The organism is Rhizobium sp. 01T437 (genome assembly GCF_056398505.1).
In genome coordinates this window covers 307,199-330,235 of the sequence record NZ_JBFTPM010000004.1, presented here as the reverse complement: position 1 = coordinate 330,235, position 23,037 = coordinate 307,199, and the positions used below count along the sequence as shown (strand labels likewise).

The following is a 23,037-nucleotide window of genomic DNA, read 5'->3' as shown; positions in this document are numbered from 1 at the left end:
GGCGACTGCTGACAAGTCTGTGTAAATCCACGATGTAAACCTTTACATGCCTGATGTAAAGGTTTACATATGCCCAACATAAGCGGATGGGAGCCGCAGGAGGAAATCATGACCGTGGATACCGCAGAGGCTGCACCGGTGGTGTTGTCCGCCAAGCGCATTTGCAAGTCTTTCAGCGGCGTGCAGGTTCTTTTCAGCGTCAATTTCGATCTTCGCGCCGGTGAAATCCATGCGCTGATGGGTGAAAACGGCGCCGGAAAATCCACCCTCGTCAAGATTCTCTCCGGCTTCGAGCAGCCAACCTCGGGCGAGATCCTACTCGACGGCAAGTCCATAGTGTTGCCGCCGAACGGTGCTGCCGAGGCACTGGGCATCGTCATCATCCATCAGGAATTCAATCTCGCTGAACATCTGACCGTAACGGAGAGCCTGTTTCTCGGACGCGAGGTCACGCATTTCGGCGTGCTCGACCGTAAATATATGCGCGGTGAGACGCGCCGGGTGCTCGACATGCTCGGTTCGCATGTCGATGAGAATGCGATGATCAGCTCACTTTCCATTGCCGACAAACAGATGGTCGAGATTGCCAAGGCGATCAGCCGCGATGCGCGTGTGGTCTTCATGGACGAGCCGACGGCGGTTCTGTCGCGCGAGGAGATCAATATGCTCTTCAAGCAGGTGCGCAAGCTTCGCGATAAGGGCACCAGCTTCGTCTTCGTTTCCCACAAGCTCGATGAGGTCATGGAACTGACCGACAGGGTCACGGTCCTGCGTGACGGCCAGTGGGTGAAGACTGCGCCGACCTCCATGCTGGATGGCGAATCCATCGCGCAGCTCATGGTCGGTCGCGAGCTTTCCAGCCTCTATCCCGCCAAAGTCGAGCCCAATGTCGACGAGGAAGTCGTGCTTCGCGTCAGTTCGGTGTCTACCGGCTATGTACAGGATGCGAGCTTTGAAGTGCGCAAGGGCGAGGTGATCGGGTTTTCCGGACTTATCGGTTCGGGTCGTACCGAGCTGATGGAAGCTGTTGCCGGCCTGCGTTCGCGCCTCTCCGGCGAGGTCGTTATCCACGGCGAAAGCGTGTCTTCGGGCGATGCGCGTGCCGCCAATCGCGCCGGTCTTGCCTATATGACCAAGGACCGCAAGTCGAAGGGGCTGCTGCTCGGTTCGGGTATGATCGCCAACCTTACGCTGCAATCGCTCGAACGCCATGTCAGCCATGGCTATCTGAGCCCCATCAGCGAAGCGGCAGCGCTTGCAAAGGCCAAGCGGCGCTTCGACATCCGCGTACGCGACGGCAATATCATTGCCGGCCGCATGTCTGGTGGTAATCAGCAGAAGCTGCTGCTCGCCAAGGTCATGGAAACAGAACCGCAGATCATCATCATCGATGAGCCGACGCGCGGCATCGATGTCGGTACCAAGCAGCAGATCTATCATTTCATCTCGGCGCTTGCCCGCGACGGGCGGTCGATCATCGTCGTGTCCTCGGAAATGCCCGAGATTATCGGTCTCTGCACACGCGTGGCTGTCATGCGTGAAGGCCGGATCGTCGGCATGCTCGAGGGGGATGAAATTTCCGAACAGGAAATCATGCGTTACGCCGCGGGGCTGAAGCGTCAGGCTGCTGCCTGAGCCGGCACGGCGCGGCACGGGCGTGCTGCGCGCGGGACAAACAAAGTGCCCAACAGTCATGGGACGGGAGGTTGGTTTTGGACATGAGTGTTAACGAGGAGACCAGGGAAATCCGGCGCAGATCCTGGCGTGACGTCGATCTGCGCGCGGTTGCGCCCTTTGCCGCACTGGCCCTGCTCCTCATCGTGGGCGCACTGGTCAACCCGAATTTCATCGGCATCACCAACCTTACGAATGTCGCGACGCGCTGTGCCTTCATTGCCATCATCGCTGTCGGTGCAACCTTCGTGATCTCGGCCGGCGACCTCGACCTTTCCGTCGGCTCCATGGTGGCCTTCGTCGCGAGCCTGATGATCCTGCTCATCAATTCCGGCGTCATCGCCGATCCGACCTTGATGCTGGTTGCGGCTGTCGTCTTCGCGGTGGTCGCCGGTGCGCTCTGTGGTCTCGCAAACGGACTCATCACGACGGTCGGCAAGATCGAACCCTTTATCGCGACGCTCGGTACGATGGGCATCTATCGCGGTCTGACGACATGGCTCTCGCAGGGTGGCGCGATCACGCTGCGCTCGGCAGATATCCAGACGCTCTATCGTCCGGCTTATTTCGGCAGCATTCTCGGCATGCCGGTGCCGATCGTCGTCATCCTGGCGGTCACCGCCGTCGCGGCCTTCATCCTCTATCGTACGCGTTACGGTCGGCATGTCGTGGCTGTCGGTTCGAACAGTGATGTCGCGCGCTATTCCGGCATTGCTGTCAACCGCGTGCGCACAATTGCCTTCGTCATCCAGGGCTTCTGCGTGGCGATCGCCGTGCTGCTCTATGTGCCGCGCCTCGGCTCGACCTCGGCAACGACCGGCATCCTATGGGAGCTGCAGGCCATCACGGCTGTCGTCGTCGGTGGTACGGCGCTGAAGGGTGGTGCCGGCCGGGTATGGGGCACGATCTGCGGCGCCTTCATTCTCGAGCTCGTCGGCAACATCATGCTGCTTTCGAATTTCATCAGCGAATACCTGATCGGCGCAATCCAGGGTGCGATCATCATCATCGCCATGCTGGTGCAGCGGTCGCTGGTGCGCAAATCGTAAGACAAGTGCTTCTCGGATTGGCCGGGCTATCCAGGGCACCCGGCCCGGATTGAATAAGTCCCTGATATTTTTGGGAGGAAATAGCATGCGCAAGCTCATGTTGGGTCTGGCGGTTGCGGGGGTGGCTTTTGCCGGCGCAGCCTACGCCCAGGACAAGAATTACACGATCGGCGTGTCCATTCCGGCCGCTGACCATGGCTGGACGTCGGGCGTCGTGTTCCATGCCGAGCGCGTTGCCAAGAAGCTGATGGCCGAACATCCGGGCCTGAACGTCATCGTCAAGACCTCGCCGGATGCCGCAACGCAGGCAAACGCCGTGCAGGACCTCGACACGCAGGGCATCGACGCACTCGTTATCCTGCCGTCGGATCCGGATCCGCTCGTCAACGCCATCAAGGAAGTCAAGGGCAAGGGCAAGTTCGTCGCGCTCGTTGACCGCGCGCCGTCGAACAACGACAATTCCGTGCGTGATCTCTATGTCGCCGGCAACAATCCGGCACTCGGCGAAGTCGCCGGCAAGTATATTGCCGAAAAGACCCCGGAAGCTGAGGTCGTTATCATCCGCGGCCTGCCGATCCCGATCGACCAGCAGCGCCAGGACGGTTTCGACAAGGGTATTGCAGGCTCCAAGGTCAAGGTTCTCGACCGCCAGTACGGCAACTGGAACCGCGACGACGCCTTCAAGGTCATGCAGGACTATCTGACGAAGTATCCGAAGATCGACGTTGTATGGTGCCAGGATGACGACATGGCAGTCGGCGTTCTGCAGGCCATCGAGCAGGCCAAGCGCACCGACATCCAGTATGTCGTTGCCGGCGCCGGCTCCAAGGACATGGTCAAGAAGGTCATGGATGGCGACAAGCTGATCCCGGTTGACGTTCTCTATCCGCCGGCAATGGTCGGTACAGCCATGGAACTGACGGCTGCTGCGCTCTACGATCAGGTTCCGGTTCACGGCAACTACATCCTCGACGCAACGCTCGTCACCAAGGAGAATGCCAAGAACTTCTACTTCCCGGATTCTCCGTTCTGATAATACTTTCATCGTGCGCCCATTCGAAAGGATGGGCGCATTTTTCATGCCTTCGGACAAGTTGAAGCCAAAATGCGGCACGTACCTCTTGCCGATCCGCGGTGAGCGTGATTAGGTCCAGACCGCGTTGATTTTGGCCCACCCGCTAAATCTTTCGCACTGGCGGGGAGGCGCCTTTTCTTTGTCAAACGGCGCACTAAGATTTATCGGAAACGTTTACGATCGATATTCAGGGAGGAATCTGACATGAAGACGATCAAGGGACCGGGCCTGTTCCTCGGACAGTTCGCGGGTGATACCGCTCCTTTCAATTCCTGGGACGCGATCACCAAATGGGCGGCCGATATCGGCTACAAGGGCGTGCAGGTTCCGACCTGGGCAAGCCAGCTCATCGACCTCAAGAAGGCGGCGACCTCCAAGGATTACTGCGATGAATTCGCTGGCAAGGCGCGTGAAAACGGCGTCGAGGTCACCGAGCTTTCCACCCATTTGCAGGGCCAGCTCGTTGCCGTCCATCCGGCCTATGACGAAGCCTTCGATGGTTTTGCCGCACCTGAAGTGCGCGGCAATCCGAAGGCGCGTCAGGAATGGGCCGTCCAGCAGGTCAAGTACGCGCTGACGGCTTCCAAGCATCTCGGCCTCAAGGCGCATGCGACCTTCTCCGGCGCGCTTGCCTGGCCCTTCATCTATCCCTGGCCGCAGCGCCCCGCCGGTCTCGTCGAGACCGCCTTCGACGAGCTTGCCCGCCGCTGGAAGCCGATCCTCGATCATGCCGACGAAAACGGCATCGACGTCTGCTACGAAATCCATCCGGGCGAAGACCTGCATGACGGCATCACCTACGAGATGTTCCTGGAGCGCGTCGGCAATCATCCGCGCGCCAACATGCTCTATGACCCGTCGCACTACGTGCTGCAGTGCCTCGATTATCTCGACAACATCGACATTTACAAAGACCGGATCAAGATGTTCCACGTCAAGGATGCCGAGTTCAATCCGACCGGACGTCAGGGCGTTTACGGCGGCTATCAGGGCTGGGTCGAACGCGCGGGCCGCTTCCGTTCGCTGGGCGATGGCCAGGTCGATTTCGGCGCTGTCTTCTCGAAGATGACCGCCAATAATTTCGACGGCTGGGCCGTGGTCGAGTGGGAATGCGCGCTGAAGCATCCTGAAGACGGTGCGCGTGAAGGCGCTGAATTCGTTGCGGCACATATCATCCGCGTCACTGAAAAGGCATTCGACGACTTCGCTGCCGGCGGCACCGACCAGGCGGCCAACCGGCGCATGCTGGGTCTGTCGTAACCGGATCAGGATTTCGAGGAGAATATTATGGCAATCGAAGCATCATCCGAACAGACCCGCGAGCCGCGCATCCGGCTCGGCATGGTCGGCGGCGGGGCAGGGGCCTTCATCGGCGCTGTCCACCGCATCGCGGCGCGTATCGACGATCAGTATGATCTGATCGCCGGTGCACTGTCGTCGACGCCGGAAAAGGCTGCCCAGTCCGGTCGCGATCTCGGTCTCGATCCGTCGCGCACCTATTCCAGCTACCGGGAAATGGCGATCCGCGAAGCGAAGCTGAAGAACGGCATCGAAGCCGTCTCCATCGTCACGCCGAACCATGTGCATTATGACGCTGCCAAGGAATTCCTGCGCCGCGGCATCCACGTCATCTGCGACAAGCCGCTGACCTCAAACCTTGCCGATGCCAAGAAGCTGAAGAAGGTTGCCGACGAGAGCGGCGCTCTCTTCATCCTGACGCATAATTACACCGGCTATCCGATGGTCCGTCAGGCCCGCGAAATGGTCGCGAACGGCGAGCTTGGCGATATCCGCATCGTGCAGGCTGAATATCCGCAGGACTGGCTGACGGAGGCCATCGAGCAGTCCGGCCAGAAGCAGGCTGCATGGCGCACTGACCCGGCGCAGTCCGGTGTGGGCGGTTCGACCGGCGATATCGGCACACATGCCTATAATCTCGCTTCGTTCATCACCGGGCTGGAGCTCGACAGCCTTGCTGCCGACCTCGACAGCTTTGTGCCGGGCCGCCGTCTCGACGACAACGCCCATGTGATGCTGCGCTTCAAGGCCAAGGGTTCGGAAAAGCCGGCGAAGGGCATGCTGTGGTGCAGCCAGGTGGCGCCGGGTCATGAGAACGGCCTCAAGGTGCGCGTTTACGGCACCAAGGGCGGGATCGAATGGGTTCAAGCCGATCCGAACTATCTCTGGTACACGCCGTTCGGCGAATCCAAGCGGCTGATCACCCGCAACGGCGCCGGTTCCGGTGCTGCTGCTGCCCGCGTTTCCCGTGTTCCGTCGGGTCATCCGGAAGGTTATCTGGAAGCCTTTGCGACGATCTATACGGAAGCCGCACATGCCATCAACGCTCACAAGAAAGGTAAGGCGGTCGACAAGGCCGTGGTCTACCCGACCGTCGATGATGGTGTGAAGGGCGTCGCCTTCGTGGAAGCCTGCGTGGCGTCGTCCAAGCGCAATGGCGCGTGGGTCAAGGTCTGAGCTTCTGAGCCGATAAGGCGCATGTCATTAAAAAAGCCGGGGCGGTTCGATATCGCCCCGGCTTTTCCTTTTGTAGTGATCAGGCTGCAACCGTAGTGCGGCCGCGCTTCAGCAGGTTATCGACGCTGAACGGACCTGCGCCGGCGGCGACCAGATAAAGGAAAACGAAGCAGAACAGGATCGCCGCGACGCCACCATTCTGTGCCGGGAAGAAGCTCTTCGATGCGTGACCGATGAAATAGGCAAAGGCCATCAGGCCGGAAAGCACGAAGGCTGCGATGCGGGTCTGGAAGCCGATGAGTACCAGGAAGCCGAGCGTGAGTTCGATAAGGCCGGCAACCCACGAAAGCGAACCGACGGGCGGCACGCTTGCCGCGGCCGGGAAAAGCAGGATCTTCTGCGTTCCGTAGCTGAAAAGCACGAGGGACGAGACGATGCGCAGCAGGCTCAGGAGATGCGGCTGCAGCAGATGGATCGAAGAGAGCATTCGTTTCCTTTCATATTGTGATGCCCTTTCCGTGTAAGGATCAGGGGTGCGACGGCAAATCACGACTGCTGACATTGGCGTTATGAGATCCGGAAGAGTGGCTTGTGACGGCCTCGCTGTTCTGTCGTCTTTCTTCCTGTAACGTTGCAGTTTTTCGTGCTGCCGGCCTGTACTTTGGGCGCGGGCTTGGCTAAACCCCGCCCAAACGGTCAGTCCATAACTGAGAGATGGGATTCACAAATGATCGATCCGAAAAAGCTTGCAGACCGCTTCCCCGGTGATTTCACTTTTGGTGTTGCCACCGCTGCCTTCCAGATCGAGGGCGCCAGCAAGGCCGATGGCCGCAAGCCGTCCATCTGGGACGCCTTCTGCAACATGCCCGGCCGCGTCTATAATCGCGATAACGGCGATGTTGCCTGCGACCACTATAACCGGCTGGAACAGGATCTCGATCTTATCAAGGAGATGGGTGTCGATGCCTATCGGTTCTCGATCGCCTGGCCGCGCATCATCCCTGACGGCACAGGCCCGATAAACGAAGCCGGCCTCGATTTCTACGATCGTCTCGTCGACGGCTGCAAGGCACGTGGCATCAAGACCTTCGCGACGCTCTATCACTGGGACCTGCCGCTGCTGCTCGCCGGTGATGGCGGCTGGACGGCGCGTTCGACGGCCTATGCCTATCAGCGTTACGCCAAGACGGTCATGAACCGCCTTGGCGATCGTCTCGACAGCGTTGCCACCTTCAACGAGCCATGGTGCATCGTCTGGCTCAGCCACCTCTACGGCATTCATGCGCCGGGCGAGCGCAACATGCAGGCAGCCCTGCATGCCATGCACTACATGAACCTGGCGCATGGTCTCGGCGTCGAGGCGATCCGTTCCGAAGCGCCGAACGTGCCCGTCGGTCTGGTGCTCAACGCCTCGTCGATCATTCCGGGCTCGGACAGCGCGGCTGATCTCGCCGCTGGCGAACGCGCGCACCAGTTCCATAACGGCGCCTTCTTCGATCCGGTCTTCAAGGGCCAATATCCTGACGAGTTCGTCGAAGCGCTCGGCGACCGCATGCCCGTCATCGAGGACGGCGATCTCAAGGTGATCAACCAGAAGCTCGATTGGTGGGGCCTCAACTATTACAAGCCGGAGCGCGTTGCCGACGACGCCAGCCGCAAGGGCGATTTCCCCTGGACGGTGGAAGCGCCTCCCGCAAGCGACGTGAAGACGGATATCGGCTGGGAAGTCTATTCGCCGGGCCTCAAGCTGCTCGTCGAAGACCTCTATCGCCGTTACGAGCTGCCGGAATGCTACATCACCGAGAATGGCGCCTGCGATAATACCGATGTGGTCAACGGCGCGGTGGATGACGTGATGCGCCTCGACTATGTCAGCGACCATCTCAATGTCGTCGCCGACCTCATCAAGGACGGTTATCCGATGCGCGGCTACTTCGCCTGGAGCCTGATGGACAATTTCGAATGGGCGGAAGGCTATCGCATGCGCTTCGGCCTCGTTCACGTCGATTACAAAACGCAGGTTCGCACGGTCAAGAAGAGCGGGAAGTGGTATCGGGAACTTGCCAGCCAATTCCCGAAGGGCAACCACAAGGCCGTCTGAGGCCAGGTATTTTCGGCAGGGCATCGATGCCCTGCCGATTCAGATCGCGTTCAACGTCTTTGCCGCGGCGAGACGTTTTCCTCTCGTCATTTTCCGCCCGTCGCGGAAATTGAGGGCAAGTAGCGTCAGCTGCGCGGAGCCAGCCAGAACTTCGAACGTCTGCATGGCATAGAAAACACCGTCAAACAGACCTGCCGCCGCGCGAAGGTAAAGCAGGATTGCCAGGGGCAGCAGGATCAGCAGCCCGTTTGCGGCGATGATCTTCATGCGTCCGCGTTTCCTTTCGATAGCCGGCGAATGACGGCCTCTGGCAAGCGAAAATCCGCTGCCGCCTGACATTGCGAGCATCGGGATCAGCAGACAGAGACCGGCAAGGATCGCTTTCTTAACGGTAAGAATAGCAGTCGTATCCAGAAGAAATTCGGAGATCAGCGTTGCGGTCAGAAAAACCGCAATCAGGATCATGGCAAGAGTGCCTGCGCCGGCATGAACGATCGTTTTCATCTCTGCTCCTCGCTTTCCGTGGCGTCCAGCGCCAGCCGTTGGTCGAACCTGTTCAGGAGATCGAGCGCCGCCCGCAATTCCGGCGCATTTAGTCCCCTGGCCAGCGCATTGGCCCAGCCGGTATGAAGCGCTGATATCCGCGCATAGCTTTCAGTGCCTTGCGGTGTCAGCACATAGAAGGGCGAGCGCTGATGGCGCGGGTTGGGCCGCTTTTCGATGAAGCCGTCTTCCTCGAGCTTGTTCACCTGCTTTTGGGCGCCCTGACGGGTCATGCCCATCATCTCTGCAATTCCGGGCACCGTGATATGACCTGGGGACAGCGAAATTGCTCCGAGTACCTGCCAGCGGGCACTGGTGAGGTTCAGCGATGCGCCCAGCCGGTCGCCGCCATCCAACAGTCGTCCGTTGATGCGGAAGACCATCAGCATAATGTCCGTCAGCAGATCGGCTTCGATTGTGCGCTTCAAAATTCGCAATTCTCCGTTTCCAATAATGAAAACTAGTTACCATTATTGGAAACTAGTTGTCAATTTGCGAAAACATGCGGTATTCAGGTAAATCCTGAGCCGGATTCTCGATAGTTCCCATGATCTTAAGCGTTTCTTGACCCTTGACTGCGAAGATTTCTCGAACGGGGAGTTGTATGAATTGCCGGCAGTCTTGAGGTCTAAAAGCAACGGATCAGGTTTAGGCCGCCATACCACGGTTACTGGCGTGCTTTTTTCCTTTGCGGTCATTGTCGCAGTTGTCACCATCATGGTTCTGACGGCGCTGGAGCGCGTCTCGGAAAATGCCAATGTGCTCGACGACGAGCGCTCGCGTGAAACCACCGTCGGGGCGCTCAAGACCTTCGAAGATCAGCTTGCCGCCACGCTTGACGACTATGCCGCCTGGGATGATGCGGCTGCCAATGTCTATCAGCCGGAGGGCATGGCGTGGACGATCAGCAATTACGGCGAGATGTCCCTCAATAGCCCTCTCTTCGATATGGCCATCGTCATTGACGACCAGAAGAAAACCGTCATGTCCTATCAGGACGGTTTGCCAATGCAGATGTCGGTCAGTGATTTCTTCTCCCCCTCGCTTTGGCGGCTTCTGGACAAGGTTCGTGCACCTGATGCCGGCGAGAAGCCGGAAGCCATCGGTTTCATCAAGACCGCCAGAGGCATTGCCGCCGTCGGTATCGCGCTGGTGCGAGAGAAGTCCGGTGAGCTTGATATGCCTGCCGGTCAGCATCGTTATCTGATTTTCGCCCGGCATCTCGATGATGCAAAAATATCTGCTCTCGGCACCACTTACGTGCTGAATGGATTGCGGCTGGTGCCTGCGGATTTTGCCTCGGCCTATTCGGTGGAAATTGCAGATCCTGCTCGCGCGGTTCTTGGCAAGCTTGTCTGGGTGTCGCGTTCGCCCGGCGATATCGGTTATGCGCAGGTCAGGCCCATGGTCATCCAGGCGCTTGGTCTGGTCGGCCTGTTTTTCGTCGTCCTCCTCATCATCGGCTGGCTGGCCGGTCGGCGCCTGAAGGCGGAGGAAAACAGTGCGCGGGAAGAAGCACTTCGCGATCGCCTGAGCGGCCTTTCCAATCGCGATGGCCTGGGGCTTGCCGTCGACAGCTTCGTTGCGGAAGCCCAGCAGACGAAGCGGAACGTCCTGCTGCTCTATCTCGATCTCGACGGCTTCAAGGAAGTCAACGACAGTTATGGGCACGGCACCGGCGACCAACTGATCCGCGCTGTCGCGGCAGGGTTGGACGTGCTGATCCCTGATGATGCGGTGCTCGCGCGCATCGGCGGTGATGAGTTTGCAATCGCATTCCTTTCGGATGCGGAGAATGCGGCCGCACTGCAGCTTGCGGAGCAGATCCTCGATTTCCTTGCCGAACCGCTCGAAGTCGGCCGTCGTATCGTCGTGGTCGGCGCCAGCATCGGCATCGCCATGTCATCGCTCGGTTCGATCGACCGGGAGGAATTGGTACGCCGGGCCGACCTTGCCATGTATAAGGCCAAGGAAGCCGGCCGCGCCCGCATGACGCTCTACGATCCGGCCATGGATACCGATCGCGCGCAGCGCAATGCGCTGGAGCTCGATCTGCGCATGGCGATCGAAAGCGGCGATCTCACGCTTGCCTATCAGCCGCTCGTCGATGCCGCGACGCATGAGATGAATGGCGTGGAGGCACTGGTGCGCTGGAACCGGCCGGGCCACGGTCCGGTTTCGCCTGAAGTTTTCATTCCGATCGCAGAGACCAGCGGGCTCATCGAATCCCTTGGCCTTTTCGTGCTGCGCAAGGCCTGCGAAACGGCAAAGCAATGGCCGGAGCTGAAGATCTCGGTGAACGTTTCACCAGGCCAGTTCCGCAATCCGGCCTTCACCGATTATGTTCGCTATGTGCTGAAGCAGACGGAGATCGAGGCGAGCCGCGTCACGCTGGAAATCACCGAAGGCTACATGATCCAAAATCCGCAGCGCACGCGCCAATCGATCGAGCGACTGAAGTCGCTCGGCGTCAAGGTGGCGCTCGACGACTTCGGCTCCGGCTTTTCTTCGATCGGCTACCTGCGGCAGTTCGGCTTCGACCGCATCAAGATCGACCGCTCGCTCGTGACCGATATTACCGGCGACAGCCGGCAGCGCGAAATGCTGCAGGCGACGGTCGCACTTGCGCGTGCGCTGGATATCCCCGTCACCGCGGAGGGCATCGAGACGGAAGAGCAGGCTGTCGCGCTCCGCCTCTTTGGCTGCGACAGTCTGCAGGGCTATTTCTTCGGCAAGCCCATGGCCGCCGACCAGATCAATGGCCTATTGCAGGAGCGCCGCGAAGCCCGGGTCCTGCGCCGGATCGCAGGCTAAAACGTCGCTCTATCTCTTTGTTTTCATGCAATTCCGGACGCAAAACCGCCACGCAGTTTTGCTGGAATTGCTCTACGTGCCGATATGCTTCTGGCCGCGCTTCTTGGCGAGCGCGATCTGGTGCTGGCGCTGACGATAGCGCAGGCGGTCTTCTTCACTGCGCGTATGGTAGCAGTTGCTGCAGGAAACGCCTTCCTCGTAATAGGGCGAGGTGACCTCTTCTGCCATAATCGGGTTGCGGCAGGCGTGGCAGAGCTTGTGCTCGCCTTCCTTCAAACCATGCTCCACTGAAACGCGCTCATCGAAAACGAAGCATGCCCCGTCCCAAAGACTTTCTTCCTGCGGCACTTCCTCCAGATATTTCAGGATGCCGCCCTTGAGGTGATAAACCTCTTCGAAGCCTTGTTCCTTCATGAAGGCCGTTGCCTTCTCGCAGCGGATGCCGCCGGTGCAGTACATGGCGATCTTCGGTTTGTTGTGCAGCCCGGGATTGTTGCGCACCCAGTCCGGAAACTCACGGAAGGTCTTGGTCTTGGGGTCAACCGCGCCGCGGAATGTGCCGATTGCCGTCTCGTAGTCGTTGCGGGTGTCGATGACGATCGTATCGGGATCGGAGATCAGGGCATTCCAGTCACTTGGATCGATATAGGTCCCAACCACGTTGTTGGGGTCGATATTCTTGACGCCCATGGTGACGATTTCTTTTTTCAGCTTCGCCTTCATGCGCAGGAAGGGCATTTTGGACGCGCGGCTTTGCTTGTGCTCCAAGGCGGCAAATTCCGGCTGTGCGCGCAGGAAGGAGAGGACGGCATGGATGCCGGCATCCGGTCCTGCAATCGTGCCATTGATGCCTTCGTGGGCCAGAAGCAACGTACCCTTCACGCCATTCTCCTCGCAGAGCGCCTGCAACGGCGCCTGCAGGCTCTCGAAGCGCGGCAGGGATACGAAATGATAGAGCGCTGCCACCAGGAAGGGGCTTGTTTGGGTCGCATTGTCGGTCATGCGGGTGGAAATACAGAATATGCCGTCCCTGCGCAATGACATTACGCAAGGACGGCATTGTGGGATTGTGGCCTATCCGCGCGCCTTCCATTCGGCGTGGGACCGCATGCCAAACGCGGCATCCGGCTCTTCGTCGAGCACGCTCAGGAATTCGATCGAATGTCCATCGGGATCGTTGAAATAGAGCGACAGCGCCGGCACCCAGCCGATGACGATCGGTTCGGTGATCGGCTCGCCGTGAAAGCCATGCCGCTTCAGGCCCTTGTGGAGTAGCAGCGCCGGCACCCGCATCATTTCTTCCTGCGACAGGCGGAACGCCATGTGCAGGCGCATCTTCAAGGGGCCGGTGCCGGTTTCCCAGAGGCCGAGCATGGCGTTCTTCTTGCCGTTCACCCAGAAGAAGGCAATGCGACGCTCGGGAAATTCGGCGGCGAGTTCCAGTCCGAGAATATCGCGGTAAAAAGGAATGGAGGTCTTCAGATCGGCGACGGTGAGATGGGTTTCGTAGATGCCCTGGATCTGGGGCGTCGTGGCATTGTCTGCAGACATATTTTCCTCGATCGGTTCATTGACCGGGTCGAGGCTAGGACCTCAAGTATAGTTGAGGTCAACAGATCAAATGCGTCAATTGCCGATAGACACCCAAAGCAATTCCAGACGCTGCGCCTCATCGTCAGGATCATCGCCATAGAGCGTTTCGGCGTCGCTCAACGCTTCGCGCCGATCTTCCTGCTGGCGGAAGATGATGGCATCCAGCAGATGGGCGAGATCGTCGTTGCGGGTGAAGAGTTGTGGTTCTGCCTCCACGAGGCCTGAAAGCACGGCGAGATCGTTGATATGGCCGAGACGTTCAACAAGATCCTTGGCGAAGTCGCGCTTGGCCTTCATGGCGCTTGGCCAGAGATCGCGCAGAAGCGCGTGATAGAGGCGATAATCGTAAGTGCGCTTGCGCAGCTCGTGGAAATCTCCGGCCGCTGTGTCCTCTTGGCAGGCATCAAGCGCTTCTCTGGCGCGCGATGCCGTCCTGCGCCAGCTTTTTGCCAGCATACGGGCATTCTTGCGGTGGCTCTTGTCGAAGGCGACATCGTCGAGTGCCGCGATCGCTTCCCGCAACTTGCCGGCAGCATCATGCAGCCTTTCCTCAAGGCCGCTTTCGGCTTCCGCCATCCAGTCGCGCCGGGCTTCCAGAATGGAAACGATACGGCCGAGCGCCTCGGCCTCTTCCAGATTGCGAGCATTGTCCTGCAGGTAGCGGGCGGTACCGACGATTGCCGCGGCATCGCGGATGGCCGACAGCGACCGTGCCGTTTCTCTCAGACGGGCATTTTCCTGCTTCTGGAATTCCGGCACTTCGCGGGACACAAGACGATAAAGCGAACGCAGCCGCTTGATCCTCTTGCGGAAGGCGTGGATCGCCTCATGGGCGCCTTCCGGCCGCTTGTCGAGAACGGTGATGGCGCGCTTCAGCTGCTCCTCAGCGGCGCTTCGGAACTCGTCGGTAAAGTCGGCCTCAGGCCGTATGCGATAGCCCATGCCTGTCGTGCTCAAATTCTGTGGCCAGCGCCTGATTGGAATAGCGGAAATCGCCCGTGACCTCGCGGCCGAGCCAGGCGGGCAGGGGAGGATTGTCAGTTTCGGCCTGCATCTCGACTTCGGCGATGACGAGGCCGCGATGGGCGCCGGCAAAGACATCGACTTCCCAGACGAAACCTTCATAGGGGACGCGGTAACGCGTCTTTTCGATGACGATACCGATGGCGTTTTCCAACAGTTCGTCGGCGTCGGAGACAGGGATCTCGTATTCGAATTCATCGCGGGTGAGGGTGCCGCGGCCGATTTTCATCGTCAGCCGCGCGGTCTTCTCATCAAGGATACGAATCCGCACAGAGCGATCATCCATCGAGGCTACATAGCCCTGTTTCAGGACCGACTTGGACTCTACGGCAGAGCGCCATGCTTCGCCGCGTACGAGGAACTTCCGTTCGATCTCTTTCGCCATGCAAATGAACCTTTTGTGACGATCGTCGCACGGTACCCCAATTTATTATGATTTAATACCCGGCTTGTCGCAGGGGCCGGTTTTATCTCGACAAGCCTCTGTGAGGGCGCTATTCGAAAACCGATTTCAATCGTTTAAGGGAACCGTGGCCATGGGCGAGAAGACAGAAAAACTCCTTTCCATCCTGAAACTCCAGCCCGTCGTTCCGGTCCTGATCGTCGAGGACGCGAAGTCGGCCGTGTCTCTCGCTCGAGCCCTCGTTGCCGGCGGTCTGAAGGCCATCGAGATCACGATGCGCACCCCGGCCGCTCTCGATGCCGTGCGCGCGGTTGCCGCTGAAGTAGAGGGTGCTGAAGTCGGCGCCGGCACGATCCTCAACGCCGCCCACTGGGAAGCCGCCGTGCAGGCAGGCTCCAAGTTCATCGTCAGCCCCGGTACGACCCAGGAGCTTCTGGATGCCGCAGCCGATTCTCCGGTGCCGCTGCTTCCTGGCGCCGCCACCGCGAGCGAAGTCATGGCACTGCGCGAAGAAGGCTATCAGGTGCTGAAGTTCTTCCCGGCCGAACAGGCCGGTGGTGCTGCCTATCTCAAGGCGCTTTCCTCGCCGCTTGCTGGCACGTTCTTTTGCCCGACCGGCGGCATCTCGCTGAAGAATGCCAATGACTATCTGTCGCTGCCGAACGTCATCTGCGTCGGCGGTTCGTGGGTCGCGCCGAAGGAACTGGTTGCTGCGGGCGACTGGGCAGGCATCACCAAACTCGCCTCCGAAGCGTTCGCGCTGAAGGGCTGAGCTCTCAAAGCTTGCCGGTTTTTAAAGCTGACAGTTTTTGAACGAGGGTGGCCGCGCCACCCTCGTTTGTATTTCGGCAGTCGCAAACCTATGTTCTCCTCGAGCCTCTAGAACAGGGAGAAGATGAGGACATGTTCGACGCAAAGAAGCTACTCGACCAGTTTCTGGGATCGCAGGTGCCGGGCGTGGGCGGCAGCGTGCGCGACCGGGCAGGCGATGCGATCCAGGTGGCCAAAGACAATCCGTTGAAGGCCGGCGCGCTTGCCGCCGTGCTTCTCGGCACCAAGACTGGACGCAGCATCGCAGGCAATGCTGTCGCCATTGGTGGTCTCGCAGCCATCGCAGGTCTCGGCTACCAGGCCTGGAAGAACTATCAGGCCGGACAGGCGCCCGCAGCACCCTCCGATGCGCCAACGGCGAACAATCCCGTTCTCCTGCCGCCGCCTGCCGAATCCGGCTTCGGCTCGGCCTCACCGGCGACCAGCAATGAATTCGTGCTCATCCTCATCCGCGCCATGATTGCTGCGGCCAAGGCCGATGGCCATATCGACGACGCGGAACGCACGCTCATCATGGACAAGGTCAAGGCTGCCGATGTCAGCGGGGAGGCGGCGAGCTTCATCGAACGCGAGCTTTCGGAGCCGACGGACATCGATGCGCTCGTCGCAGCCGCAGTGACAGAGGAACAGAAGGTTGAGCTCTATACGGCGTCGCGCCTGACGATCGAACCGGATTCGCGTGCCGAACGCGGCTATCTCGATCTGCTTGCGGGCAGGCTCGGTCTTCCCGATCAGCTCGTCGATCATATCGAGGCGACGGTTTCCTCCGCCAAGGTCACCCTCTCTCAGTGATGTCAGCGGTACAGTGATCCTGGGGCCAGTTGCCTTTGCGAAGCGGCTGGCCTATCCACTCCCGGACAAGAGGAGTGAGCATGTCCATGAGCCCGGAAAGCCGTTCGCAGGCGATTGCCGCCGCTATCATTCTGTTTTCTGCCGGGCTGGTGATCTATTTCCTGCCGACCATCGTGCTGTGGATCGGCGGTTTCTCGCCGACTTTGGCGGTCATCGTCGGCGTCTGCCTGCTGATGTGTTTCTTCGGCATATTCTGGCTGCGGGCGCGCTATCAGCGCAGCAGAAAGCCCTGAAGCCTATCCCTGCAGGGAGGCTCCGAGCAGCAATACACCCATCAAGATTACAAGAATTGCACCTGATATCTCGATCGCATTGCCGATCCAGACGGAGGCGGACGAGCCGCGGCCGGAGAGGCGCACCGCCGTGCTCTTGGCAGTGACGGCGAGCGTGGCAAGAATTGCAACGGTAATAGCGGTGCCGAGCGACATGGCGACGACCGAGAGCACGCCGCCAAGATAAAGCCCGTTCAGCAGTGAGAAGGTCATAACCAGCAATGCGCCGGAGCAGGGGCGCAAGCCCACAGCGATCACTGCAGACCATGCCTCACGCGCGCTGAACTTGTCGCCGCTGACCAGCGAGGGATCGGGCAGGTGTGAATTGCCACAGGTCTCGCAGACCATGCCGGGCACATAGGTATGGCCGAGGTCCACGGCCTGCGCCTTGCCGTTGAAGCTGAAATTGGCGCTCTGGCGTTCGGCGGCATTGTCCTTCCAGTCCAGCATCATGCTGACAGGCCCGGCCGGCGTTGCCATGAGCCGACGGCGTGGCAGGCTGCCGGCCATCGAGCGCAGCTTGCGGAAGAGCAGCCAGCCACCGAAGAGGATGACCATCACGAAGCTTGCGATTTCCATGGCGTGTGTTGCCATGGTCAGCGTGATGCCGGTGCCGCGCAGCACCAGCCACGCGCCGCCGACGAGGACGACGGCCATGACGCCTTGGACGAAGGCTGAGATGAAGGAGATGACGACGCCACGTCGAAGCTCGATTTCGTTGGCGATCATGTAGGACGAGATCACAGCCTTGCCGTGGCCGGGGCCGGCGGCATGAAAGACGCCATAGGCAAAGGAAAGGCCGATCAGCGAGGAAAGCTGCCAAGGATCCTGGCGCATCTCCTTCAGCGCGCCAGTCAGCGCACGATAGAAGGCCTGCTGCTCGTAATTCACATAGAGGAAAAGCGGCGCCAGCGGTCCGCCCGTCGGCTGGAAGCTCGGCTCGGCCGTGCCGATGCCGAGCGGCGATTGCGCATGGGCAGCGACGGCCATGACAGCGAGCGCAAGCAGGGCGAGGGGCGGGCGCTTTATCAGCATGAGACCTCCAGCCGCGTGGCAAAGAGTTTCGACATATTGGTACCGGTCGGATCGTTGAAGAAAGCGTCGGTCAGCGACTGCTTGTTTTCAGAGATCACCTCGTCTGCGTCCGGGCGCACGACCGCGTGCTTGCAGGCCTTGAAGCCGTCGCCGACTATGGCGAGTTCGTTGTCGGTCGGGAAGTCGATCGAGGTGTAGAGCGTCGGATCATAGACGCCAAAGGTCAGCTTGCCCTTCAGCGGCATCTTTTCGACCGGTTTGACCGCAAAAAACATCAGAAGCTGACCTTCCTTGTAGTCGACGTGGATGATGTCGGGCTTCTGGACGGTGATGTTCTTCCCGTTGATCGTCAGGTTCATGTAGTAATCGTAGTCGGCAAGCGAATCCCGGACCGTCTTGCCGACCTCGGCAAGTTCGTTCGGCTCCAGCTTCAGATCGGTGTTCTTGTCGAAATCCATGACGACCGAAGAGGAGAAGACCTCGTCGAAGCGCCAGACATTGCGCAGTTCCTGAATGCTGCCGTCGGGTGCTGCGACAACTTCCAGCCGCGCTTCCACGAAGATATGCGGATGGGCGAAGGCGGTGGCGGGGGCGAGCGAAAGAAGCCCAGCCGTCAGAAGTGTCGATCTTTTCATGCTTACCCGCTGCCCTGTTCGGTTGGGTTGATTTCTCACCAGAAAATGGGACGGAATTGGGACCGCCCCTGCGACGCTTGGGCGCGCATCCGGCTCGCTTCAGGGATGTTTCTTGAACCAGTTGTGGAGGTAGTCCACGAAGATCCTGACCTTTGCCGGCAGATAACGGCGGTGCGGATAGACGGCATAGATGCCGCGGTCAGTCGGAATATAGTCGTTGAACAACGTCACCAGCCTGCCGTCCTCGATCGGTTTGCGAGCGATGAAGTCTGGAATCAGCGCAATGCCGATCCCTGACAGCGCGGCGCGCAGTGTCGCGTGCGGGCTGTTGACTTCCATCGGGCCGGAAACGGCGACCGCAAAGGAGGTGCTGTCGGGATTGTAGAAGCGGATGCTCGCCTGGTTGCGGGAATTGGTATCGACGATGAAGGGCACGTTGGAGATATCGCTCGGGTGCTCGATATTGGGGTAGCGCTCGAGGAATTCCGGCGTGGCGCAGATATGGACGCGGAAATCGGAGATCTTGCGGGCGATCATACCGGAATCCTCGAGTTTGGTGACGCGGACCGCGACGTCGAAGCCTTCCTCGATCAGGTCGACGAATCGGTCGTCCGCGGCGATCTCCAGCTGCAGGTTTGGATTTTCCTTGGCGAAATCGATTAACGATTGGCCGACATCGGCATCGACGAAGGTGCGCGGCACAGAGACCTTCAGGCGGCCCTTCAGCTGCGCATTATTCTCGCGCACGAGGTCGGCGAGGTTATCGATCTCCTTCAGGATGTCGGACGCCGTGCGATAATAGGTGTGTCCGGCCTCGGTCATCGAGAACTGACGGGTGGTGCGATTGAGCAGCAAGGCGCCGAGTTCGTCCTCCAGTTCGCGTACATATTTGGAGAGCAGCGCCTTGGAGCGGCCGGTGCGCCGAGCTGCGGCGGAAAAACCTTCCGCTTCGACCACATCGATGAAGGCGCGTATGCGGGTCAGCGTGTCCATGATTCCTCCGATCTGTTTCAGAATATTGAACAAATCTGGCTGTTGTGTTCAATTTATTTTTTGGGGCGTGATCAAAAATTCTCTTGATTATGTCGGCGAATATTCTTATTTCCACCTCAGCCCAAAGTCGCACGTGCCCATGGGTGTCCGCCGAACCCTCGAATTGGTGAGGAAATCGGTAAGGTACCTGGAATTAACCCCTCCAGTCGCTATTCCGGCCAACCGGAAAATGCGAGGACGCCTGAAGCAACGACGGTGCGGGCCTTTTTGTTCTCTCCCTGCTTTCCATCCGCGGGGGTTACTGAAGAGGCACACCTTCATTGCCGGAAGTGCGGCAGGGATATTCCCTCCAATCCATGGCAGACAAAGCCGAACCTATACCGCATTCGCGGCGTTGGTTCACTATTCGCGCATCAAGCGCCGTCAAGGATCCGGGGTCTCCACCGGCTGGTTCCTGAGCGGTTCTTGCATGCCCTTTGTCCTCCGGTTGATGCCGGAGCTCTGGAATTGGAAGAGGGAATCAATATGACCACCCAGCGCATCCGCGACTTTCTCGCAACCCGACGTCCCGACGGTCCCTGCCTCGTGGTTGACCTCGACGTCATCAGCGACAATTTTCACGCCTTCCGTCACGCCATGCCGGACAGCGCCATCTACTATGCCGTCAAGGCCAACCCGGCTCCGGAAGTGCTGAAGCTGCTTGCAGGCCTCGGCTCCAACTTCGATTGCGCGTCCGTCGCAGAAATCGAAATGGCGCTCGAAGCCGGTGCGACCGCAGCCCGTATTTCCTACGGTAACACGATCAAGAAGGAACGCGACGTCGCCCGTGCGCATGCACTCGGCGTCAGCCTCTTCGCCGTCGACAGCCACGAAGAAGTCGAGAAGATTTCCCGTGCAGCTCCGGGTGCGCGCGTTTTCTGCCGCGTCCTGACCGATGGTGAAGGCGCTGAATGGCCGCTGTCGCGCAAGTTCGGCTGCGTTCCGCAGATGGCCGTCGACGTTCTCGTCTACGCTCATCAGCTCGGCCTGCAGTCCTACGGCGTCTCGTTCCATGTCGGCTCGCAGATGACCAAGGTCGATGCCTGGGATTCGGCTCTTGCCGATGCCAAGCGCGTCTTCGTCCAGCTTGCCAAGCAGGGCATCCACCTGCAGATGGTCAACATGGGCGGCGGCTTCCCGACCAAGTATCTGCGCGATGTTCCGTCCGCAGAAGCTTACGGCAAGTCGATCTACCAGGCGCTGCGCACGCATTTCGGCAACCAGATCCCGCAGACGATCATCGAACCAGGTCGCGGCATGGTCGGCAATGCAGGCGTCATCAAGGCTGAAGTCGTGCTGATTTCCAAGAAGTCGGACAATGACGACGCGCGCTGGGTCTTCCTCGACATCGGCAAGTTCGGCGGTCTCGCCGAAACGATGGACGAAGCCATTCGCTACCCGATCCGCACCGAGCGTGACGGCGACGAGATGGAGCCCTGCGTGATCGCCGGCCCGACCTGCGATTCGGCCGACGTGCTGTATGAAAAGAACCTCTATCCGCTGCCGATGTCTCTGACGATCGGCGACGAGGTTCTGATCGAAGGCACTGGCGCCTACACGACGACCTACTCGGCAGTTGCGTTCAACGGCTTCGAGCCGCTGAAGGCCTACGTCATCTAAGGTCTTGTTTCTGCTAGCCCCGTAACCAGCCGGGGCGGCAACTTCACAATTTCCAGTCATCACCGCTGATAACGGTATTGGGTACGGGAGGCCAAGATGGCCGCTGTTCTTGATTCTGTCCGCGCATTCTTTGCGCCTGTTACTTTCACCATCGACGCGGAAAATCCGTCCGACGTCGTCGCTCGCGAAACCCTGCTCGATCGCGTCATGGGTCCGGATCGCCGCAAGAAGTCGTCTGAGATGATCCGCCGCAACCGTGTGCCGGCCGAAGGCCTGGCGCTGGTCGCGCGCGACCGCGACGGCCATGCGATCGGCACGGTGCGCCTCTGGAATGTCGAAGCCGGTATCAACTACGAGGGTACGCCGCTCGACGCGCTGCTGCTCGGCCCGCTCGCCGTCGATGGCAAGCATGGCGGCAAGGGCATCGGCTCTGCGCTGATGCGTGCGGCGATCCTCGAAGCAAAGAACCGCGGCCACGGCGCGATCCTGCTCGTCGGCGATGCGGACTACTACGAGCGTTTCGGCTTTTTTGCCGAGAAGGCTCGTCACCTTGTCATGCCCGGCCCCTTCGAACGCTCGCGCTTTCTGGCGCTTGAGCTCGTCGAGGGCTGGCTTGGCGGCGCGGCCGGCATGATCGTTCCTTCGGGACGCATGCTGGCCGGAGCGCCGGTCCGGAAGGCGGCCTGATCGGCAAAGCCCCTCCCATTCTCCGGGAGGGGCTTTTTTGTTTAGGGGCTATCACTGAAGGCTAGGGAGCCTTTGCCTCGACGCGGCCATTGTCGATCAGCCAGCGGACGGCTTCCTGCACGGCTTGCAGCGAGCTGTGCCGCGGTGTGAACCCGAGCAGCCGGCGGGCTTTTTCCATCGAACAGTTGGGGCTGCGGGCGATATGTTCCCAGGTGGCTTTCGCCTCCTCCGGGTGCTGTTTCTCCGCCCAGGCTTCATAGGGCAGGAATTCCAGTTTCGCTTCCTGGCCGAACCAGGCAGCCATTGCCTCGGCGTAGCCTCGCAGCGTCACCGCCTTTTCCGATACCGCGTGGAAAGCTTCGCCGATCGCCGCCTGTGGCTTTGCGATGGCGGCCATGAAAAGTTCGGCGATGTCGTCGGCGTGGACGTGATGCACTGTTTCCATGCCGAAATTCGGCAGGGCAAGCGTTTCTCCACGTGCGAGCGAGGTGAAAACCTCGGGATTGAAATGGCCGGCTGGGTTCAGCGGGTTCCAGCCGGGGCCGACGATATGGCCGGGATGGATGAGAGTTACCGGAAAATTCTTCTCGCGAGCCATCCGTAGCAGATCGGCTTCGATCGCGGCTTTCTTCACGCCATAGTCGCCGAAGGGCTTCTTCGGCGCCTCCTCCGGTGTCGGGACCACAGTTGAGAAACCATGCGTCCAGATCGTGCCGGTATGAAGGAAATGGCGGACATGCCCCTCAAGCGCGATTGTGAGCTGTTCGTTGCTTTCCGGCGTGAAGCAGATCATGTCGATGACGATCTCGCCCTCCAGCGCACGGATCGCATCGCCGAAGCGGCCTTCGGCTTCGAGCGCTGCGCGGTCCATATGCCTGATATCGGCGCGACTCCATGCTTCATGCGCCTTGTAGGGCGCGGCCGCGCCGCGGCTGATCGCCACCACCTCATGGCCGGCCTCGACGAGGCGGGGTATGAGATAAGTGCCGACATGTCCTGTTGCTCCGATGACGATCACGCGGGCCATGCAGTCTCCTCCAGATGCGCATATGGGCTGGTCATGCGCAGTATGTCGTGCCGCTTGGCGGAACTGCAAGTGGCCAGTGCGCGGATCATAGAGTTTCACGTCCGCGTGAATCGCTGACTTCCGCTGCTGATGTCACCGCGTCGCTGCGCTAGCTCATCGCTCCACCTTGGAGGAGAGCGGTCCTTCCGCCCGCAACGGCTATCGGGATTCGCTGCACGGCCCGCTGGTTGACATCATCGGCACAGTACGGGCCGCCTGATGCAGAAAAACCAGATGTCGCTAAATTTTTAGCGAAG

23 protein-coding genes are annotated in these 23,037 nt (G+C 59.9%); 12 read left to right on the top strand and 11 right to left on the bottom strand.

Features of this window, described 5'->3' with window-relative positions; translation table 11 throughout:
• The first annotated feature begins 108 nt into the window (after nt 1–108).
• The 5 genes from AC1DM5_RS10155 (at nt 109) to AC1DM5_RS10135 (ending at nt 6,273) form a co-directional block, all read left to right on the top strand.
• Nucleotides 109–1,635, top strand: coding sequence for a sugar ABC transporter ATP-binding protein (locus tag AC1DM5_RS10155; protein WP_477818170.1), 1,527 nt, complete (start codon nt 109–111; stop codon nt 1,633–1,635).
• A gap of 83 nt (nt 1,636–1,718) precedes the next feature.
• Nucleotides 1,719–2,723: an ABC transporter permease gene (locus AC1DM5_RS10150; protein ID WP_477818171.1), complete on the top strand. Its 1,005-nt coding sequence runs from the start codon at nt 1,719–1,721 to the stop codon at nt 2,721–2,723.
• 85 nt (nt 2,724–2,808) lie between these two features.
• Nucleotides 2,809–3,756 carry a substrate-binding domain-containing protein gene (locus AC1DM5_RS10145; RefSeq protein WP_007817501.1) on the top strand — a complete coding sequence of 316 codons (948 nt, stop codon included), beginning with the start codon at nt 2,809–2,811 and terminating at the stop codon, nt 3,754–3,756.
• 246 nt (nt 3,757–4,002) lie between these two features.
• Nucleotides 4,003–5,058 (top strand): sugar phosphate isomerase/epimerase family protein, encoded by a 1,056-nt coding sequence (locus AC1DM5_RS10140; RefSeq protein WP_007817498.1) that lies wholly within the window; start codon nt 4,003–4,005, stop codon nt 5,056–5,058.
• A 27-nt stretch (nt 5,059–5,085) separates the two neighbouring features.
• A complete protein-coding gene (locus tag AC1DM5_RS10135; RefSeq protein WP_007817496.1) occupies nt 5,086–6,273 on the top strand; it encodes a Gfo/Idh/MocA family protein in 1,188 nt (395 codons plus the stop codon).
• A gap of 79 nt (nt 6,274–6,352) precedes the next feature.
• Here the strand turns inward: AC1DM5_RS10135 and AC1DM5_RS10130 are convergent, their stop codons facing one another.
• A complete protein-coding gene (locus AC1DM5_RS10130; RefSeq protein WP_477818172.1) occupies nt 6,353–6,760 on the bottom strand; it encodes a DoxX family protein in 408 nt (135 codons plus the stop codon).
• A gap of 240 nt (nt 6,761–7,000) precedes the next feature.
• Here AC1DM5_RS10130 and AC1DM5_RS10125 point away from each other — a divergent pair, with 240 nt between their 5' ends.
• The gene (locus tag AC1DM5_RS10125) at nt 7,001–8,374 is read left to right on the top strand and encodes a GH1 family beta-glucosidase (RefSeq protein ID WP_477818173.1); all 1,374 of its coding nucleotides are present in this window, start codon (nt 7,001–7,003) and stop codon (nt 8,372–8,374) included.
• 39 nt (nt 8,375–8,413) lie between these two features.
• Here AC1DM5_RS10125 and AC1DM5_RS10120 read toward each other — a convergent pair whose 3' ends face one another.
• Nucleotides 8,414–8,878: a hypothetical protein gene (locus tag AC1DM5_RS10120; protein WP_477818174.1), complete on the bottom strand. Its 465-nt coding sequence runs from the start codon at nt 8,876–8,878 to the stop codon at nt 8,414–8,416.
• Nucleotides 8,875–9,345, bottom strand: coding sequence for a MarR family winged helix-turn-helix transcriptional regulator (locus AC1DM5_RS10115; RefSeq protein ID WP_477818175.1), 471 nt, complete (start codon nt 9,343–9,345; stop codon nt 8,875–8,877). The genes AC1DM5_RS10120 and AC1DM5_RS10115 overlap by 4 nt, the downstream gene beginning before the upstream one ends.
• Nucleotides 9,346–9,526: 181 nt before the next feature.
• Between AC1DM5_RS10115 and AC1DM5_RS10110 the strand changes: the two genes are divergently transcribed.
• On the top strand, nt 9,527–11,731 hold the full coding sequence (locus tag AC1DM5_RS10110; protein WP_477818176.1) for a bifunctional diguanylate cyclase/phosphodiesterase: 2,205 nt from the start codon (nt 9,527–9,529) through the stop codon (nt 11,729–11,731).
• 72 nt (nt 11,732–11,803) lie between these two features.
• On the opposite strand, the gene trhO is transcribed toward AC1DM5_RS10110, so the two are convergent.
• The 4 genes from trhO to AC1DM5_RS10090 form a co-directional block, all read right to left on the bottom strand.
• Nucleotides 11,804–12,733 (bottom strand): oxygen-dependent tRNA uridine(34) hydroxylase TrhO, encoded by a 930-nt coding sequence (trhO, locus tag AC1DM5_RS10105; RefSeq protein WP_477818393.1) that lies wholly within the window; start codon nt 12,731–12,733, stop codon nt 11,804–11,806.
• A 72-nt stretch (nt 12,734–12,805) separates the two neighbouring features.
• Nucleotides 12,806–13,282 (bottom strand): VOC family protein, encoded by a 477-nt coding sequence (locus AC1DM5_RS10100; protein WP_477974952.1) that lies wholly within the window; start codon nt 13,280–13,282, stop codon nt 12,806–12,808.
• Nucleotides 13,283–13,357: 75 nt separating this feature from the next.
• Complete coding sequence (locus AC1DM5_RS10095; RefSeq protein WP_477818178.1) at nt 13,358–14,266, bottom strand: CHAD domain-containing protein; 909 nt, start codon at nt 14,264–14,266, stop codon at nt 13,358–13,360.
• Nucleotides 14,244–14,732 (bottom strand): CYTH domain-containing protein, encoded by a 489-nt coding sequence (locus tag AC1DM5_RS10090; RefSeq protein ID WP_477818179.1) that lies wholly within the window; start codon nt 14,730–14,732, stop codon nt 14,244–14,246. Before AC1DM5_RS10090 ends, AC1DM5_RS10095 begins: the two co-directional genes overlap by 23 nt.
• A gap of 151 nt (nt 14,733–14,883) precedes the next feature.
• On the opposite strand from AC1DM5_RS10090, the gene AC1DM5_RS10085 reads away from it, so the two are divergent.
• From AC1DM5_RS10085 to AC1DM5_RS10075, 3 genes are all read left to right on the top strand, one after another.
• Nucleotides 14,884–15,522: a 2-dehydro-3-deoxy-phosphogluconate aldolase gene (locus AC1DM5_RS10085; RefSeq protein WP_113181532.1), complete on the top strand. Its 639-nt coding sequence runs from the start codon at nt 14,884–14,886 to the stop codon at nt 15,520–15,522.
• A gap of 131 nt (nt 15,523–15,653) precedes the next feature.
• A complete protein-coding gene (locus AC1DM5_RS10080) occupies nt 15,654–16,373 on the top strand; it encodes a tellurite resistance TerB family protein (protein WP_477818180.1) in 720 nt (239 codons plus the stop codon).
• 86 nt (nt 16,374–16,459) lie between these two features.
• Entirely contained in the window at nt 16,460–16,666 is a 207-nt protein-coding gene (locus tag AC1DM5_RS10075) for a hypothetical protein (RefSeq protein WP_477818394.1), read from the top strand.
• Between the two features lie 3 nt (nt 16,667–16,669).
• Here AC1DM5_RS10075 and AC1DM5_RS10070 read toward each other — a convergent pair whose 3' ends face one another.
• The 3 genes from AC1DM5_RS10070 to AC1DM5_RS10060 all read right to left on the bottom strand — a co-directional run bounded on the left by AC1DM5_RS10070 (nt 16,670) and on the right by AC1DM5_RS10060 (nt 19,368).
• On the bottom strand, nt 16,670–17,740 hold the full coding sequence (locus AC1DM5_RS10070; RefSeq protein WP_477818181.1) for a nickel/cobalt transporter: 1,071 nt from the start codon (nt 17,738–17,740) through the stop codon (nt 16,670–16,672).
• Nucleotides 17,734–18,375, bottom strand: a complete 642-nt coding sequence (locus AC1DM5_RS10065; protein WP_477818182.1) for a DUF1007 family protein — start codon at nt 18,373–18,375, stop codon at nt 17,734–17,736. The genes AC1DM5_RS10070 and AC1DM5_RS10065 overlap by 7 nt, the downstream gene beginning before the upstream one ends.
• 99 nt (nt 18,376–18,474) lie before the next feature.
• Nucleotides 18,475–19,368: a LysR family transcriptional regulator gene (locus AC1DM5_RS10060; RefSeq protein ID WP_007817465.1), complete on the bottom strand. Its 894-nt coding sequence runs from the start codon at nt 19,366–19,368 to the stop codon at nt 18,475–18,477.
• A gap of 525 nt (nt 19,369–19,893) precedes the next feature.
• Between AC1DM5_RS10060 and odc2 the strand changes: the two genes are divergently transcribed.
• Together odc2 and AC1DM5_RS10050 are read left to right on the top strand one after the other, a co-directional pair.
• The gene (gene odc2 / locus AC1DM5_RS10055; RefSeq protein WP_477818183.1) at nt 19,894–21,027 is read left to right on the top strand and encodes an ornithine/lysine decarboxylase; all 1,134 of its coding nucleotides are present in this window, start codon (nt 19,894–19,896) and stop codon (nt 21,025–21,027) included.
• Between the two features lie 96 nt (nt 21,028–21,123).
• Nucleotides 21,124–21,714, top strand: a complete 591-nt coding sequence (locus AC1DM5_RS10050; RefSeq protein WP_477818184.1) for a GNAT family N-acetyltransferase — start codon at nt 21,124–21,126, stop codon at nt 21,712–21,714.
• Nucleotides 21,715–21,775: 61 nt separating this feature from the next.
• On the opposite strand, the gene AC1DM5_RS10045 is transcribed toward AC1DM5_RS10050, so the two are convergent.
• Nucleotides 21,776–22,741, bottom strand: coding sequence for an NAD-dependent epimerase/dehydratase family protein (locus tag AC1DM5_RS10045; RefSeq protein ID WP_477818185.1), 966 nt, complete (start codon nt 22,739–22,741; stop codon nt 21,776–21,778).
• Nucleotides 22,742–23,037 lie beyond the last annotated feature (296 nt).